The 15,958-nt window shown below is 70.7% G+C and carries 14 protein-coding genes; 5 read left to right on the forward strand and 9 right to left on the reverse strand.

Going from position 1 to position 15,958, the window contains the following annotated elements; translation table 11 throughout:
* Positions 1 to 457 precede the first annotated feature (457 nt).
* From CG747_RS06835 to CG747_RS06845, 3 genes are all read right to left on the reverse strand, one after another.
* Entirely contained in the window at positions 458 to 1,819 is a 1,362-nt protein-coding gene (locus tag CG747_RS06835; protein ID WP_257980261.1) for a nitrate/nitrite transporter, read from the reverse strand.
* Complete coding sequence (locus tag CG747_RS06840) at positions 1,816 to 2,508, reverse strand: GntR family transcriptional regulator (RefSeq protein ID WP_180985420.1); 693 nt, start codon at positions 2,506 to 2,508, stop codon at positions 1,816 to 1,818. Before CG747_RS06840 ends, CG747_RS06835 begins: the two co-directional genes overlap by 4 nt.
* A gap of 135 nt (positions 2,509 to 2,643) precedes the next feature.
* Positions 2,644 to 3,495 (reverse strand): GNAT family N-acetyltransferase, encoded by an 852-nt coding sequence (locus tag CG747_RS06845; protein ID WP_100600715.1) that lies wholly within the window; start codon positions 3,493 to 3,495, stop codon positions 2,644 to 2,646.
* A 208-nt stretch (positions 3,496 to 3,703) separates the two neighbouring features.
* On the opposite strand from CG747_RS06845, the gene CG747_RS47810 reads away from it, so the two are divergent.
* Entirely contained in the window at positions 3,704 to 3,880 is a 177-nt protein-coding gene (locus CG747_RS47810; RefSeq protein WP_180985421.1) for a hypothetical protein, read from the forward strand.
* Between the two features lie 106 nt (positions 3,881 to 3,986).
* Here the strand turns inward: CG747_RS47810 and CG747_RS06850 are convergent, their stop codons facing one another.
* The 3 genes from CG747_RS06850 to pdhA are packed head-to-tail and all read right to left on the reverse strand — an operon-like array spanning position 3,987 to position 7,692.
* Positions 3,987 to 5,468, reverse strand: coding sequence for a dihydrolipoamide acetyltransferase family protein (locus CG747_RS06850; RefSeq protein WP_100600716.1), 1,482 nt, complete (start codon positions 5,466 to 5,468; stop codon positions 3,987 to 3,989).
* 20 nt (positions 5,469 to 5,488) lie between these two features.
* Positions 5,489 to 6,472: an alpha-ketoacid dehydrogenase subunit beta gene (locus tag CG747_RS06855; protein ID WP_100600717.1), complete on the reverse strand. Its 984-nt coding sequence runs from the start codon at positions 6,470 to 6,472 to the stop codon at positions 5,489 to 5,491.
* Between the two features lie 2 nt (positions 6,473 to 6,474).
* Positions 6,475 to 7,692 (reverse strand): pyruvate dehydrogenase (acetyl-transferring) E1 component subunit alpha, encoded by a 1,218-nt coding sequence (gene pdhA / locus CG747_RS06860; protein ID WP_100600718.1) that lies wholly within the window; start codon positions 7,690 to 7,692, stop codon positions 6,475 to 6,477.
* Positions 7,693 to 8,017: 325 nt separating this feature from the next.
* Here pdhA and CG747_RS06865 point away from each other — a divergent pair, with 325 nt between their 5' ends.
* From CG747_RS06865 to CG747_RS06875, 3 genes are all read left to right on the forward strand, one after another.
* The gene (locus CG747_RS06865) at positions 8,018 to 8,677 is read left to right on the forward strand and encodes a response regulator transcription factor (RefSeq protein WP_100600719.1); all 660 of its coding nucleotides are present in this window, start codon (positions 8,018 to 8,020) and stop codon (positions 8,675 to 8,677) included.
* A gap of 127 nt (positions 8,678 to 8,804) precedes the next feature.
* Complete coding sequence (locus tag CG747_RS06870) at positions 8,805 to 9,221, forward strand: pyridoxamine 5'-phosphate oxidase family protein (RefSeq protein WP_100600720.1); 417 nt, start codon at positions 8,805 to 8,807, stop codon at positions 9,219 to 9,221.
* 52 nt (positions 9,222 to 9,273) lie between these two features.
* On the forward strand, positions 9,274 to 10,317 hold the full coding sequence (locus tag CG747_RS06875) for a phosphotransferase (protein WP_100600721.1): 1,044 nt from the start codon (positions 9,274 to 9,276) through the stop codon (positions 10,315 to 10,317).
* Positions 10,318 to 10,350: 33 nt separating this feature from the next.
* Here the strand turns inward: CG747_RS06875 and CG747_RS06880 are convergent, their stop codons facing one another.
* The gene (locus tag CG747_RS06880; protein ID WP_100600722.1) at positions 10,351 to 12,006 is read right to left on the reverse strand and encodes a protein kinase; all 1,656 of its coding nucleotides are present in this window, start codon (positions 12,004 to 12,006) and stop codon (positions 10,351 to 10,353) included.
* A 313-nt stretch (positions 12,007 to 12,319) separates the two neighbouring features.
* Between CG747_RS06880 and CG747_RS06885 the strand changes: the two genes are divergently transcribed.
* Entirely contained in the window at positions 12,320 to 13,984 is a 1,665-nt protein-coding gene (locus tag CG747_RS06885) for a protein kinase (protein WP_100600723.1), read from the forward strand.
* 85 nt (positions 13,985 to 14,069) lie between these two features.
* On the opposite strand, the gene CG747_RS06890 is transcribed toward CG747_RS06885, so the two are convergent.
* Positions 14,070 to 14,630, reverse strand: coding sequence for a bacterial proteasome activator family protein (locus CG747_RS06890; protein WP_180985423.1), 561 nt, complete (start codon positions 14,628 to 14,630; stop codon positions 14,070 to 14,072).
* A 315-nt stretch (positions 14,631 to 14,945) separates the two neighbouring features.
* Positions 14,946 to 15,806 carry a hypothetical protein gene (locus CG747_RS50670; RefSeq protein WP_146022045.1) on the reverse strand — a complete coding sequence of 287 codons (861 nt, stop codon included), beginning with the start codon at positions 15,804 to 15,806 and terminating at the stop codon, positions 14,946 to 14,948.
* Positions 15,807 to 15,958 lie beyond the last annotated feature (152 nt).

Raw genomic sequence — 15,958 nt, forward strand, 5'->3', positions numbered from 1 at the left:
TCTCACGAGGAGCTGAGGGCCCGCTGGGCCCACACAGACGGCAGCGGGCCCGGCGGGGTCCGGAACGGCGCCCGGAACATCCAGGCCCACGGCGTCTACCAGGGCCAGACCCGCGGTTCCACGTGAAACACCTCTCGACGTTTCACGTGAAACACCCTGGTGGTTTCACGTGAAACCACCACCTCTCCCGTCCCCTCCACCAACTGCTCGCCGGATTCCGGGAGATGGACATCTGGCAGATGGTGACCCTGGGCGCGCCGGGTGCAGGGAAGACGCCCCCCGAGGGGTGTTCACCGGGGGCGTGCCGGGGCGACGGTGCTGATGGCGGTCGGCTGAAGGAACACCTGGCGTCGTCGGCATCCCCGTCACCAGGAGGCGGTGGACGGGGATGCCGGTGCGGAGCGGCGGACGGCGCCGCCCCCGAGGGTGCGTCCGGCGAGAACACCGGCGGTGGCCCTCAGGCCGGGACGTGAACAGCCTCGACCCTGCTGACGACCAGTCGTTCCCGCTCGCGTCGTGCCGCCCGCCGACGCAGCCGGAGGATCTGCGAGACCCCGAGCGCCTCCAGCACGAAGACCGAGGCGAAGGCGATCCGGTAGTTGTCACCGGTGGCGTCGAGCAGCACGCCGACCGCGAGCAGAGTGGTCATCGAGGCGGTGAAGCCGCCCATGTTGACGATGCCGGACGCGGTGCCCTGGCGCTCCGGCGGGTTGGCCGGCCGGGCGAAGTCGAAGCCGATCATCGAAGCGGGTCCGCAGGCGCCCAGCACCACGCAGAGCGCGATCAGCAGCCCCATGGGCGCGTGTGCGGCGGGCCAGCACAGGGTGAGCGCCCACAGCAGGGCGGTGGCCGCGACGGTGCCCAGCGCCAGTGGCGTCCGGGCCGCGTGGTGGCGGGCGATGATCTGCCCGAAGACCAGGCCCACGGCCATGTTGGAGAGCACGACGAGGGTCAGCAGTTCACCGGCCGTGCCGCGGGAGAGGCCCTGCGCCTCCACGAGGAAGGGCAGCCCCCACAGCAGCAGGAACACCATCGCCGGGAACTGCGTGGTGAAGTGCACCCACATGCCCAGCCGGGTGCCGGGCTCGCGCCAGGCGGCCGCGATCTGCCCGCGGACGAACGCGGCACCGCCGTGCTCGCGGGGCGCGGGCGGCGGGGCGAAGCCCTCGGGGTGGTCCTTGAGGAAGAGCAGCAGCAGGATCAGTACGGCGATACCGCCCACGGCACTGCCGGCGAAAGTCGTCGTCCAGCCGAAGGTGTGCAGCAGCCGGGCCAGGACGAGGGTGGAGATCAGATTGCCCGCCATGCCGACCAGGGCGGCGATCTGCGCGATCATCGGGCCGCGACGGGCCGGGAACCACCGGGAGCCCAGCCGCAGCACGCTGATGAACGTCATCGCGTCACCGCAGCCCAGCAGCGCCCGCGAGGCGAGCGCCATGCCGTACGAGTCCGAGAACGCGAAGCCGAACTGGCCCGCGGTGTAGAGCACCACGCCGAGGGCCAGGACCTTCTTCGCACCGAGCCGGTCGACCAGCAGGCCGACGGGTATCTGCATGCCCGCGTAGACCAGCAGTTGCAGGATCGAGAAGGTGGACAGCGCGGAGGCGTTGATGTGGAAGCGGTGTGCGGCGTCCAGGCCGGCCACACCGAGGCTGGTGCGGTAGGTGATCGCGACGAAGTAGACCGCGACACCGATGCCCCATACGGCTACGGCCTTCCGGCCGCCGGGCGGGTCCGAGGGCAGCAGCCGGGCGCCGCCCCCGCCTATGCCGCCGGCGGGGCTGCCGCTTCCGGCGGCACCGTCGGCACGGCCGCTCATCGCTCTTCCCCCTGCGCGAGGTTGCGGACCCAGCTGACGTGCCGGTGCACGGCGTCGGTGGCGGCTTCGGCGTCACCGGCCCGCAGCGCCTCGAGGATCTCGGTGTGCTCGGCGATGTTCTTGGCGATCCGGTCGGGGTGGGCGTGCATCACCGCGACGCCCATCCGCAGCTGCCGGTCCCGCAGTTGCTCGTAGAGCCGGTCCAGGATCTGGTTGCCGGCACTGCGCACGATGGCGGCGTGGAAGGCGCGGTCGGTGACCGACACGGCGGCCAGATCGCCCGCCGCGGCCTGCTCCCGCATGGTCTCGACCAGCTCGCTCAGCTCGTTGATCAGCGCCTCACCGGCGGGCACGGCCTTGCCCGCCGCGTGCTTCTCCACCAGCAGCCGGGTCTCGACGACGTCGGCGATCTCCTGTGCGGAGACCGGCAGGACCAGCGCGCCCTTCTTCGGGTAGAGCCTGATCAGCCCTTCGACCTCCAGCCGCAGCAGCGCCTCGCGCACCGGGGTGCGCGAGACCCCCACCGCGTCGGCGAGCTCCCCTTCGGTGAGCAGCATCCCGCCCTCGTAGCGGCGCTCCAGGACGGCGTCTTTGATGTGGGTGTAGACCCGCTCGGCGGCGGGCGGATGTTTGGCGGGAACGGGACCGGTCTCCCTTGTGGGGGCGGTGGGCATGGGCGCTGATGGCATGCACACAGGATAGATACAACAGGTATGCGACCGGTGCGCCATTCCGCGATACGGACGATCAGCGGGGCGTTTGTCCTGGTAGAGGCGTTATGAGGGGGTGGCCGGGCCCCCGACGGGGCGCCGGCCGACCGCCGCTCAGGCCGACATCAGCCCTTGCGCGACCAGGTGGTCCACCACCTGGCGATGGGCGGGCGCACAGCGCGCACGGGACTCCTGGCGGTCGAACCACGCGTATTCGGCGATCTCCCGGCCGGGAGCCGGCTCGATGTCCTGCGGGCCGCCGGTGAAACAGGTCATGTGCAGCCGCCGACCGTTCTTGCCGTGCGCAACGTCGTGGACGACGCACTCCTCCGACAGCTCGTCGGCAGAAATGCGCAGGCCGAGTTCCTCGGAGAGCTCCCGGGAGAGCGCCTCACGCGCGGTCTCCCCCGGCTCGTACTTGCCGCCGGGAAGGTAGAAGGTGTCGTTCCCCCGCGTCCGGACGCTCAGCAGCCGCCCGTCGCGCACATGCAGCCAGGACACCGACCGCAGCGGCGCCTCGCGTTCCACCGCGATCAGCGGGTGGCCGGTCTGCTCGTCGATCCGCCGCCCGCGCTCCGTGAAGCCCAGGTGCGCGTAGAACCGCCGGGCCCGGTCGTTCTCCTCGAAGACCTCAAGGGTCAGCGCGCCGTACCTCGCGGCCGCGTGCTCCACCAGCTTTTCGCCGGTGCCGCCGCCCTGCGCCTCCGGCGCCACGAACAGCCCGCCGATCTCGACACCGTCGTCGTCACCGCCCAGCAGACCGAGCAGCCCGATGACGGCACCCTCGCGTTCGGCGACCCAGTTCTCCGCCTGGACGAGATACACCTCGCGCAGGACCCGGGCCCGTTCCCCTTCGCCTTCTCCCTCGATGAACGGATGTGCCTGCTGCGACGCCATGGCCCACAGGTCGCACACCGCGTCCTGATCTGCGTCCCGATAGCGCCGGATGATCGTGTGACTGCTCATTTCGCCGACCGTAAACAGCCGGGCCGACGGCGGCAAACGCATTCCCGGACGACGCCCGCCCCCTCTCGGAAGGGGGACCCCAGAAGGACCCGTGGTCCGACTGAAGGTGTACGCGAGTCCGTACCTGACGCGTACGGATCGGGCCGGAATTCCATGGGTGAATGGAAGCACGGAACCGATACGGCCCACCGTACAAGGGGAGTTGACCATGGAGTCCAGGACGCACACCGGCCGCCGCACCCGCAACGCCGTCGTGCTGGCCCTGATCGTCGCCGCCGTGTGGGCGGGCGCCGCGCTGACCCGTGGCGCCGCCCAGGTCGATCCGTCCGCCCCGACGGGCCCGGTGGCGCACTTCAGCCGCGTGGTAGATCTCATCCGCGGCTGAGCAACGACCAGGGGCGGTGTTTCACGTGAAACACACCGACTGTTTCACGTGAAACACCGCCCCTGCTGCCGTGCCGGGCTCCGCCCGCACGGTCAGTCCCGCCGGCTCAGCCCCAGGTGATCAGCCGCTTGGGCCGCTCCAGGACCGCCGCGATGTCCGCGAGCAGCTTGGAACCCAGCTCGCCATCGATCAGCCGGTGGTCGAAGGAGAGCGCGAGCGTGGTGATCTGGCGCGGCTTGACCTTGCCCTTGTGGACCCACGGCTGGAGCTTGATCGCGCCGACCGCGAGGATCGCCGACTCCCCCGGGTTGAGGATCGGCGTACCGGTGTCGACCCCGAAGACGCCGACATTGGTGATGGTGACCGTGCCGCCGGACATCGCCGCCGGAGAGGTCTTGCCCTCGCGGGCGGTGGCCACCAGCTCGCCCAGCTCCGTGGCGAGCTGGGGGAGCGTCTTGGCACCCGCGTCCTTGATGTTCGGGACGATCAGACCGCGCGGAGTGGCCGCGGCGATCCCGAGGTTGATGTAGTCCTTGTAGACGATCTCCTGGTTCGCCTCGTCCCAGGCCGCGTTGACCTCCGGGTGCCGCTTGATGGCGACCAGGAACGCCTTGGCGACCAGCAGCAGCGGATTGACCCGCAGCCCGGCCAGGTCAGGGTCCTGCTTCAGCTCCTGGACGAGCTTCATCGTGCGGGTCACGTCGACGGTGATGAACTCCGTGACGTGCGGCGCGGTGAAGGCGCTGGCGACCATCGCCTGGGCGGTGGCCTTGCGCACGCCCTTGACCGGCACCCGCCGCTCGCGGACCGCGTCGAAGGCGGCGACGGGGGCCGCCACGGTCGGGACGCCCGGCTCGGGTGCGGCAGGCGCGACGGCCGGTGCCACCTCGGCCGGTGCGGCGGCCGCGTAGACGTCGTCACGGGTGATGACGCCGCCCGGCCCAGTCGGCACGACCGTCGCGAGGTCGATGCCCAGGTCCTTGGCGAGCTTGCGGACCGGGGGCTTGGCCAGCGGACGCCCGGCGGCCGGAGCGGAGGCGGCGGGCACCGACGGCGTCACGGGCACGGCCACCGGGGTGGCGGCCGGAGCCGGCGCGGCCCGCCCGTTCAGCTCCGCCTGGAGGCCGGCGGACACCGGCTCCGACTGGGCCGGCACTCCTGGCTGCGACTTGCGTGCCCGGCGCTTGGTCGAGGACGGCGCGGCGCCGTAGCCGACCAGCACCGCCTGCCGGCCCTGCGGCTCGGCATCCTCCTCGGCCGCCTCGACGGGTGCCGCGGCCTGGCCGGGGCCGTCCTGGACGGGCCCGGCACCCGGGTCGGTGTCGACCGAGATGATCACGGTGCCGACATCGACGGTGATGCCCTCGTCGAAGTTCAGCGTGTGCACCACCCCGTCGTAGGGGATGGGCAGTTCCACGGCGGCCTTGGCGGTCTCGACCTCGCACACGACCTGGCCGTCGGTGACGGTGTCACCGGGCTTGACGTACCACTTGAGGATCTCGGCCTCGGTCAGGCCCTCGCCCACATCGGGCATCTTGAACTCGCGGATGCGCTGCACGTTCGCGGCGCCGGCGGTCCCTGCAGTCATGGTCACGACTCTCCTCAACCTCAGTACGCCAACGCACGGTCAACGGCGTCGAGCACCCGGTCCAGTCCCGGAAGGTACTCGTCCTCCAGCCTGGACGGCGGGTAGGGGGCGTGGAATCCGCCGACCCGCAGCACCGGTGCCTCCAGGTGGTAGAAGCACCGCTCGGTGATGCGGGCGGCGATCTCCGCGCCCGAGCCGAAGAAGACCGGTGCCTCGTGGACGACGACCAGCCGACCGGTCTTCTCCACCGAGGACTGCACGGTGTCGAAGTCGATCGGGGAGAGCGAGCGCAGGTCGACGACCTCGACCGACTTGCCCTCCTCGGCCGCGACCTTGGCGACGTCCTCGCAGACCTTCACCATCGGGCCGTAGGCGACCAGCGTGAGGTCGGAGCCGGCGCGGGTGACCCGGGCCTTGTGCAGCGGGTCCGGGATCGACTCGGTGTCCAGGCGCGACTTGTCGTGGTAGCGGCGCTTGGGCTCGAAGTAGATGACCGGGTCGTCCCCGGCGATGGCCTGCTGGAGCATCCAGTAGGCATCGGAGGAGTTCGAGGGAGAGACGATCTTGAGGCCCGCGACGTGCGCGAAGAGCGCCTCGGGGGACTCGGAGTGGTGCTCGACGGCGCCGATGCCGCCCGCGTACGGGATGCGGATGACGACCGGCACCTTGACCTTGCCCAGCGCCCGCGCGTGCATCTTCGCGAGCTGGGTGACGATCTGGTCGTAGGCCGGGAAGACGAAGCCGTCGAACTGGATCTCCACGACCGGGCGGTAGCCGCGCAGGGCCAGGCCGATCGCGGTGCCGACGATGCCGGACTCGGCGAGCGGGGTGTCGATCACCCGCTCCTCTCCGAAGTCCTTCTGGAGTCCGTCGGTGACGCGGAAGACGCCGCCGAGCTTGCCGACGTCCTCGCCCATGATGAGGACCTTAGGGTCGGCCTCCATGGAGGCGCGCAGCGACGCGTTGATCGCCTTGGCGATGGTGATCTTCTCGAAGACGGCCATGGTCAGTTCCCCTCCGCGGCGGCATCGGCGTCGGCGAACGACGCCTGGTAGGCGGCGAACTGCGCGCGCTCCTCATCGACGAGCGCGTGCCCGTCGGCATAGACGTTCTCGAAGATCGCCAGGTGGTCCGGGTCGGGCATGGCCCGTACGACGTCGCGGACCCGCTTGCCCAGGGTCTCGCTCTCCTCGTCGATCGCCGCGAGGTAGGCGTCGTCGACGAGACCCTCGGCCTCCAGGTACTTCCGCAGCCGCAGGATCGGGTCCTTGGCCTCCCAGGCCAGCGTCTCCTCGTCGGCGCGGTACCGCGTCGGGTCGTCGGAGGTGGTGTGGGCACCCATCCGGTAGGTGAACGCCTCGATGAGCATGGGGCCTTGGCCGGTGCGGGCCCGGTCCAGCGCCGCCTTGGTCACCGCCAGGCAGGCCAGCACGTCGTTGCCGTCGACCCGGACGCCGGGGAAGCCGAAGCCCTGGGCGCGCTGGTAGAGGGGGACGCGGGTCTGCTTCTCGGTGCGCTCGGAAATCGCCCACTGGTTGTTCTGGCAGAAGAAGACGACCGGTGCGTTGTAGACCGCGGAGAAGGTGAAGGACTCGGCGACATCGCCCTGGCTGGAGGCGCCGTCACCGAAATACGCGATGACCGCGGAATCCGCGCCGTCCTTCTGCACGCCCATCGCATAGCCGGTCGCGTGCAGCGTCTGCGAACCGATGACGATGGTGTAAAGGTGGAAGTTGTTGCTGTTGGGGTCCCAACCGCCGTGGTTGACGCCACGGAACATCCCCAGCAGGTTCGTCGGGTCGACGCCGCGGCACCAGGCCACCCCGTGCTCCCGGTAGGTGGGGAAGACGTAGTCGTCGTCACGCAGCGCGCGGCCCGAGCCGATCTGGGCGGCTTCCTGGCCCAGCAGCGAGGCCCACAGGCCCAGCTCTCCCTGCCGCTGGAGGGTGGTCGCCTCGGCGTCGAACCGCCGGGTGAGCACCATGTCGCGGTAGAGACCGCGCAGTTCCTCGGCAGAGAGGTCGATCGAGTAATCCGGGTGCTCGACCCGCTTCCCTTCCGGGGTCAGCAGTTGTACGAGCTGGTCCTGCTCCGCCTGGTCCGGCCCGGCGCTGTTCCCGGCCCTGGACTGCGCCGCCTTTTTCACCGGCGTCGCCTTTTTGGCGGTGGTGCGCTTGCTGCCGCCGCGGGCGGTTTTCCGCTCGGCAGTGCCTTCCACGGTCACGTGCTGCTCCTCCGTCTGTCCGGCCCCCGGGGTCCGCCGGTGGCCGTTTGCGGCTCACCCGGTATCCGATACGGCGCACGGGGTGTGTGCGAACGCGGCCGGATCCGGGTGGAACAAAGCGCCCCGGAGTGGCCTGCTCATTGCACGTTACCCATTGTCAAAGCCGAAGTGGAAATGGCGCTGACCTGCGATTTTGCTTGGATTTCCAAGTAAATCGTGAAGGCTGGTAACAACTCCTGGTCACAGCGTTGCAGGCCACCGGGACAACGGCACGTTATATCGGTGACCTGGAGCACGGGAAGGGTTGATGTGTGAGACTAGGGATGTGCGTGTAGACGGAAAAATCACGGTTTTCCTGCTCGATGACCACGAAGTGGTCCGGCGGGGCGTCCACGAAATGCTGTCGGTCGAGGAAGACATCGAGGTGGTCGGCGAGGCCGGCACCGCGGCTGATGCCCTGGTCAGGATCCCTGCGACACGTCCGGACGTGGCCGTGCTCGACGTCCGGCTCCCGGACGGCAGCGGCGTCGAGGTCTGCCGCGAGATTCGCTCCCAGAACGAGGACATCAACTGCCTGATGCTCACCTCGTTCGCCGATGACGAGGCCCTCTTCGATGCGATTATGGCCGGTGCGTCCGGTTATGTCCTCAAGGCCATCCGCGGCAGTGAACTCCTCTCCGCGGTCCGCGACGTGGCAGCCGGAAAGTCGCTGCTCGACCCGGTGGCCACCGCCCGCGTCCTGGAACGGCTCCGCGACGGCAGCGCCGCGAAGGGTGACGACCGGCTGGCGAGCCTCACCGAGCAGGAGCGCAAGATCCTCGATCTGATCGGCGAGGGACTGACCAATCGCGTAATCGGCGAACGACTCCACCTCGCCGAGAAAACGATCAAGAATTACGTTTCCAGCCTGCTTTCCAAGCTCGGCATGGAACGCCGCTCCCAGGCCGCCGCCTATGTCGCACGCATGCAGGCCGAACGGCGCTGACCAGGCGAAGAACTCCGGCCATGACCACGGAAGCGGTGATTCCGCGGCCGGAGAAAGGGACCAACGTCCCACCGACCGGGGGCTGCCGCCCCTACCCGCCACCGCGCCGCACCGGCAGGGTGAAACCATGCCCACCGACGTCTTCCGCGCCATCGAGCTGCTGAGCGGCACCCCCTACGGCCGGGTGTCGGCCAGCCGGCGGGCGCTCCCCTTCACCACCGTCACCCGGCACATCGTCGTCGACAGCCGCCTGCTCCTGCGGCTGCACCGCGGCTACGAGTACCACCGGGCGCTGGACGGCAGCGTCGTCGCGTACGAGGCCGACAACGTCAACAGCGGTGCGCGCGACACCTGGTCCGTGCAGTTCACCGGCACCGCCCGGGTCGTCGAGCCCACCCCGGCCGAGCGGGAACTGTTCGGCCGCACCCCGCGGTTGGCCGACGGGATCCCGTACGACGCGGTCTTCCTGCGCATCGAACCGGAATTCGTGACGCTGCATCACCTCACCGACGTCCCGGTCTACGGATACGCACACCCTCTGTAAGGCTTTCCGGGACACCCACTCCACTGGGCGATGTTGATCTAACATCTGGCGCGTGCTGCGCTCATCTGTAGTCCGGTCGGCGGCGGCGCCCGCCCGTGACACCCTCGGATCCCTGCTGCGCCACTACGACGGTGCCGGGGCGCCGCTGTCCTGCGAGCCCGTCGCCGAGGGCCTGCTCAACCACGGCTACTTCCTCGCCACCACCCGCGGCCGCTACTTCCTCAAACACCACCTCGACGGCGACCGGGCCGCCCTCACCCGCCAGCACCGGGCCACCCGCCGGCTGGCCGGACTCGGGCTGCCCGTCGTCCCGCCCGTGACGGGCACGGACGGGCGGACCTTCACCGTCCTGGACGGCCGCTACTACGCCCTGCACCCCTGGAAGGAGGGCCGGCACCTGGGCGGCACGGTGCTGACCGTCGGTCAGTCGCGCCGGCTCGGCGCCCTGCTGGGGCTGGTCCACACCACGCTGGAGCAGGTCATGGCCGACCAGCCGGCGCCGCCGCGGCCGCCCGGCACGGACGCCGCCGCCGACCCCGAGCGGACCTTCGAGACGATCGACGAGCTGCTGGCACTGGCCCGCGGCGCCCGGCCCCGCACCAGCTTCGACGAGCTCGCCGAGCACCGCCTCCTGGAGCGCCGGGCCCTGCTGGAGCGGCAGACACACCGCCGCCCGGCTCCCGGTGCGGAGCCCGCGGCGGGCTGGGTGCACGGCGACTTCCACCCGCTGAACGTGCTCTACCGCGGCACCGAACCGGCCGCGATCGTCGACTGGGACCGGCTGGGCGTCCAACCCCGCGCCGAGGAGGCGGTACGCGCCGCCGCGATCTTCTTCGTCCGCCCCTGCGGCACGCTGGACCTGGCAAAGGTCGCCGCGTACGCCGGCGCCTACCGCAGCGTGTGCGGGGCCGGTGCCGACGAGCTGGCCGCGGCCGTGCACCGGGTCTGGTGGGAGCGGTTGAACGACTTTTGGATGCTCACCTGGCGCTACCGGCTCGGGGACCGGCGCACCGATCCGCAGTTCCCGGCGGCGGCCGCGCTGGCGGTGTGGTGGACCCGCGAATTCCCGGCCGTGCGGAGGGCGTTCACGGGCTGACGCCTGCATGGCGCCGGCCCGTCAGCCCGTCCGTCAGCCGCCGGTCGCTCCGCCCAGGGGCTGACCGGTAGTGGTGCCGGGGGTACCGCCGGTGTTCGTACCACCGTTGTTGGTGCCGCCGTTGGTGGTGCCACCGTCCGTGGTGCCACCGTTGTTGGTGCCGCCGTTGGTGGTGCCACCGTCCGTCGTCCCGCCGGTGGTGGTGCCGCCGTCGGTGGTGCCGCCGTCCGTCGTCCCGCCGGTGGTGCTGGTCGGCGGCTCCGAGCTCGGCGGCTCCGAGCTGGGCGGCGCGGACGGCGGCGGGGTGGTGGGCTGGTGGCTCGGCCGGTGGGTGTAGGTGTTCCCGCCGCCGCTGGTGCCGCCCGGGTAGGTCTCCGGAGTGGTCTGCTCGTCCGTCGGCGGCTCGGTGGTCTCGTCGGACTGCGACGGCTGCGGGGACTGGGTGACCGGCGTCTTGGGCTTGTTCCCGGCCCCGTTGGTGTTCTGCACCGCGAAGGCCACGCCCACCGCGATGGCGATCAGCGCGAGCGCGGCGATCAGCCAGATCTTGCCGCGGCCGCCCTTGGCCTGGCGGTACCCGCCCTCGAAACCGCCGTCGTCGTCCCGCATCCCGGGCGACAGGATCGGCTGCGCCGTGGTCTTGCCGGCATCGGCGTGGGACAGCGCGGTGGTCTCGGCGGCCCCGCCGCGGAGGGCCATGGTGTGACCGCCGTCGGGCAGCGCGACCGGTCCGGTGTTCCAGGTGCCGGTGTGGCCGCCCTGCTCGTGCAGCATCTGCAGCGAGTACTGGACCAGGCCGCGCATCTCCTCGGCGCTCTGGAAACGGTCGTCGGGGTCCTTGGCCAGCGACCGCATGACCAGGCCGTCCAGCTCCGGCGGCACCGCGTCGGCGACCTGGGAGGGCGCCACCGGCATGTCCTGGACGTGCTGGTAGACGACCGAGAGCGGGGTCTCACCGGTGAACGGCGGCCGCTGCGCGAGGAGTTCGTACAGCAGGCAGCCGGTGGCGTAGAGGTCGGAGCGGGTGTCGACGGTCTTGCCGAGCGCCTGCTCCGGGGAGAGGTACTGCGGGGTGCCCATGACCATGCCGGTCTGGGTCATGGTCGACTGCGCCCCGTGCAGCGCCCGGGCGATGCCGAAGTCCATCACCTTCACGGCGCCGCTGTTGGTGATGATCACGTTCGCGGGCTTGATGTCGCGGTGCACGATGCCGTGCTGGTGGCTGTAGGCCAGCGCCTCCAGCACGCCGGAGACGATGATCAGCGCCTGGTCCGGCGGCGGCGCCTCGGCGTTGAGCAGCAGGTCGCGGATGGTGTGGCCCTCGACCAGCTCCATCACGATGTACGGCACGGTGCTACCACCGACGAAGTCCTCGCCGGAGTCGTACACGGCGACGACGGCGTGGTGGTTCAGTCCGGCCACGGACTGTGCCTCACGCGTGAACCGGGCCTTGGACACCGGGTCCTCGGCGAGGTCGGCGCGCAGCAGCTTCACGGCGACGGTACGGCCCAGGCGTACGTCCTCGGCCGCGAACACCTCGGCCATGCCGCCGCGGCCCAGCCGGTGCGTCAGCCGGTAGCGGCCGTCGCCCACCAGCCCGCCGTTGCCCCACAGCTCCGGTGTGTCCGAGACGTTGGAGCCGGTGGCGTCAGGATCGGACGGCCCTTGGGGGCGCTGCGTCGGTGCCATCGGTCCTCGCCGTCGAATCGATCCGCGTTACAGCGGTAAGGTCTCGGTCTTCGCTAGAGCACGCTACAGGTTCCGCGGCACCCACCGGTCCGTCGTGGACCGGCCATCAAACCCTCCACATCCCAAGTGTGGCAAGTTCACCAGGGGTGACCGGAAACCTGGAACCCCTCATGACCGTGACCGGATCTTGCACATCTGGTCACGGAACGGGCACACAGCTTGACGTGTCCGTGGCCTGGGGCAGACTTGGCTGCGGAAATCTAGATTTTGATCGCTAGACATACGGGCAGTGCGCCTAGGGGGAAGCGGGACGATGAGCCAGGACGGCGCTCAAGGCCAATTCGGGGGCCGTTCGGTCGGCGGTGGACGTTACCAGCTTCGTGATCTTCTCGGCGCCGGCGGCATGGCCTCCGTCCACCTCGCCTACGACAGCGTGCTGGACCGCGAGGTCGCGATCAAGACGCTGCACACCGAGCTCGGCCGCGAGCAGGCGTTCCGCGAGCGCTTCCGGCGCGAGGCGCAGTCAGTGGCGAAGCTCACGCACACCAACATCGTCTCGGTCTTCGACTCCGGCGAGGACGAGCTCGACGGCGGCATGGTGCCGTACATCATCATGGAGTACGTCTCCGGGCAGCCGCTCCGTTCCGTGCTGGACGGCGACATCACCCAGCACGGCGCGATGCCGACGGAAAAGGCGCTGAAAATCACCGCCGACGTGCTCGCCGCGCTGGAGGCGAGCCACGAGATGGGCCTGGTCCACCGGGACATCAAGCCGGGCAACGTCATGATGACCAAGCGCAACGTCGTCAAGGTCATGGACTTTGGTATCGCCCGCGCCATGCAGTCCGGCGTGACCTCGATGACGCAGACCGGCATGGTCGTCGGCACCCCGCAGTACCTCTCGCCCGAGCAGGCACTGGGCCGCGGCGTGGACGCCCGCTCCGACCTGTACTCGGTCGGCATCATGCTCTTCGAGCTGCTGACCGGTCAGCTGCCGTTCGACGCGGACTCGCCGCTGGCCATCGCCTACGCGCACGTCCAGGAAGAGCCGCCGGTCCCGTCGAGCATCAACCGCTCGCTGCCGCCGGCGGTGGACGCGCTGGTGGCCCGGGCACTGAAGAAGAACCCCAACGAACGGTTCCCCACCGCCGAGGCGATGCGGGACGAGTGCCTGCGGATCGCCGGCTCCGGGCAGTCCGGGGCGACGCCGCTGATCATCAGCGAAGGACCGCGGGCCCGCACCAGCGGCTCCTCGGTGTCCTCCGCGGTGTTCCCCACCGCCTCCGGCAACCCGCACACGCCGGTGCCGCCGAGCGTCCAGCAGCCGTACCAGCCGACGCAGGCCGCCTACGGCCCCTCGACGCCGCCGCCGGTGAACAACGCCTACCCGACGCCCGTACCCGGACCGGCCCCGACGCCCGCGCCGTTCGCCGCCGGCGGCTTCCAGGCCGCGCCGCCGCCGTTCCCCGGCCCGCCCGCGCCGGTGACGGGCTCGATGCCGCCTGCGCGCCCCCGGAAGAACAACAGCGGGGTGATCATCGTTTCGGCGGTGGTGGGCGTGGTCGTGGTCACCGCGATAGCGGTCGGCATCGGCCTGAGCGCCGGTTCCAGTGGCAGCAGCGGCGGCAGTGACGGCCCGACGTCCGCGTACTCGTACTCCTACACCCCGTCGCCCACCGGCAGCGTCCGTCCCGAGGACAAGACCGCGACGGTCCAGAGCACCGAGTGCACGAACCCGACGCCGAGCTACGCCCAGAAGGGCAAGATCCTCTTCCCCTCGTTCAAGTACAAGAACCTGGAGTCGGTCGAGGCGTGCATCAACGCCGCCGGCTGGAAGTACAAGGTGGTCAAGGAAGAGAACGACGGGCTCTGGGGCAAGAACACCGTCACGGACCAGAGCCCGGCGGGCATCAGCTACTGGGACCCCCGCAGCGGCGACACCATCGAGCTGACCGTCTCGACGGGCCGCAGCAGCTGACGGCAGCGGCACCCTGACAACGGAGGGGCCGGCACGCGAACCGCGTGCCGGCCCCTCCGACCGTTGTGGACCCCGAGTGCGGAGATCAGAGGTACGGGCCCGAGCGGGCGCCGTCGTGACCGGGCTGCTCCTGGTGGCCTTCCGCCGCGATACCGGGCGGCAGTGCACGGCGCATCTGCTCCAGCTGGGCGCGGGCGGCCATCTGCTGGGCGAAGAGCGCGGTCTGAATACCGTGGAAGAGGCCCTCCAGCCAGCCGACCAGCTGGGCCTGGGCGATCCGCAGCTCCGCCTCGGTCGGCACCGAATCCTCGGTGAAGGGCAGCGACAGCCGCTCCAGCTCCTCGACCAGCTCGGGCGCCAGCCCGTCCTCCAGCTCCTTGACCGAGCTGGCGTGGATCTCCTTGAGGCGCACCCGGCTCGCTTCGTCGAGAGGAGCGGCCTTCACCTCTTCCAGCAGCTGCTTGATCATGCTGCCGATGCGCATGACCTTCGCAGGCTGCTCGACCATGTCCGTCACCGGAATCTCACGGGGCTCCTCGCCCTCGCCCCCGCCACCGGAGCCGGCGCTGCCGAGCGCCATGCCGTCCGGGCCGACGACCAGGACGTGCTGGTTCTCCTGCGACCGTTCGTTCATCGGCATATCCATGCCGCCATTCTCTCGTACGACAGGTGTAGAACGGTGGTGCCCCTGGCAGAAGGTGATCCACCCTTCCTGCCAGGGCAGATGGCCGTCGGCTGGGCACCGGCTTTCGCCCGTCCCTTCGCCGTACGTTTCACGTGAGACCACGGAATCCCGGCTGTTTCACGTGAAACGGTGCCCTCATTGCGTTTCACGGCCTTGGCGTTTCACGGGAAGCATTGCGGCCCGGTGGTGTTTCACGTGAAACCACGGAGCGTGAAACCGCGGAGTGCGGACCGTTTCACGTGAAACACGCTCCGTTGTTTCACGTGAAACAGGGCCTCAGCGGCGCCGCAGCCGGAGTCCGAGGAAGGCGAGCCCCAGGCCCGTGAGCGCCATCCCGGCGCCCAGCGGCAGGACCCGTTCGACCCGGGTTCCCGGGGCATCGAGGGCGTAGGGGCTTGCGGCCGGTTCCGGACCGGCCACGGTGTTGTCCGGGTCCTGCTTCGGGGCGGGCGAGGGCGCCGGCGGGGCGGGAGCCGGGGCGGGCGCGCCGGCCAGGTCACGTGGGCGCGAAGGGGCCGGCTGTGGCTCATCGGTCGCGGCGGGGCCGGGGGCCGACGAAGCCGGGGGAGCCGGGGGAGCCGGGGGAGCCCGGTGGTGGTGCGGCGTCGGCGCGGGCCGGCTGGGCGGCCGCTGCACGGGATCGGGGGCAGGGGCCTTCGGCGGCTCGGGCGGCTCGGGCGGCTCGGGGATGTCCACGTCCGCGTCCGCGGAGTCGTCCAGGGCACCGTCACCGAGGTCCGGCGCGGGGTCCGGGCTCCAGGGGAAGCCGAGGCCGAACGGGTGATGCCGGTGGTGTGGCCGCGCCCCGTGGAGGAACGGCCCGCCGAGGTGGTGCGGGAAGCCCGGCAGGGTGCCGGAGAGGCCCAGGAAGGCTTCCGGGAAGTCCCGGAAGTCGTCGGCGCCGGGAAAGTCCGGCAGGTCCGGCGTACCGGGACGGCCGGGGTACAGCTCCCCCAGACGTTCTTCGGTCAGCAGGGGATCCGCCGCGAAGTCGTCCAGCGGCTCATCGGGACGCGCGGCCGGGGTGGCCTGCTGGTCCGCGGCCAGCGCGGGGCCGGCTGTCATGGAGACGGGCAGGGCGGCGGCGACCACCAAAAGGCTTGAGGCAATGCGCGTACGGAATGCTGCAGCGACCACGGTGCCCCTCCCGTGCCGAGCCGTCGAGTGACGTGCTCAGCGTCACACAGCGGGTAGACCGCGGCATCTCGGGCAGATCGGCCGGGTGACCTGCCGGCACGGGGAGGGGCGAGGGGCGCTCGGCGCCCCGGCGGCCACGGGCGGCCGACGTC

The sequence above is a fragment of the Streptomyces sp. CB02959 genome (assembly GCF_002803155.1).
Lineage (GTDB): Bacteria > Actinomycetota > Actinomycetes > Streptomycetales > Streptomycetaceae > Streptomyces.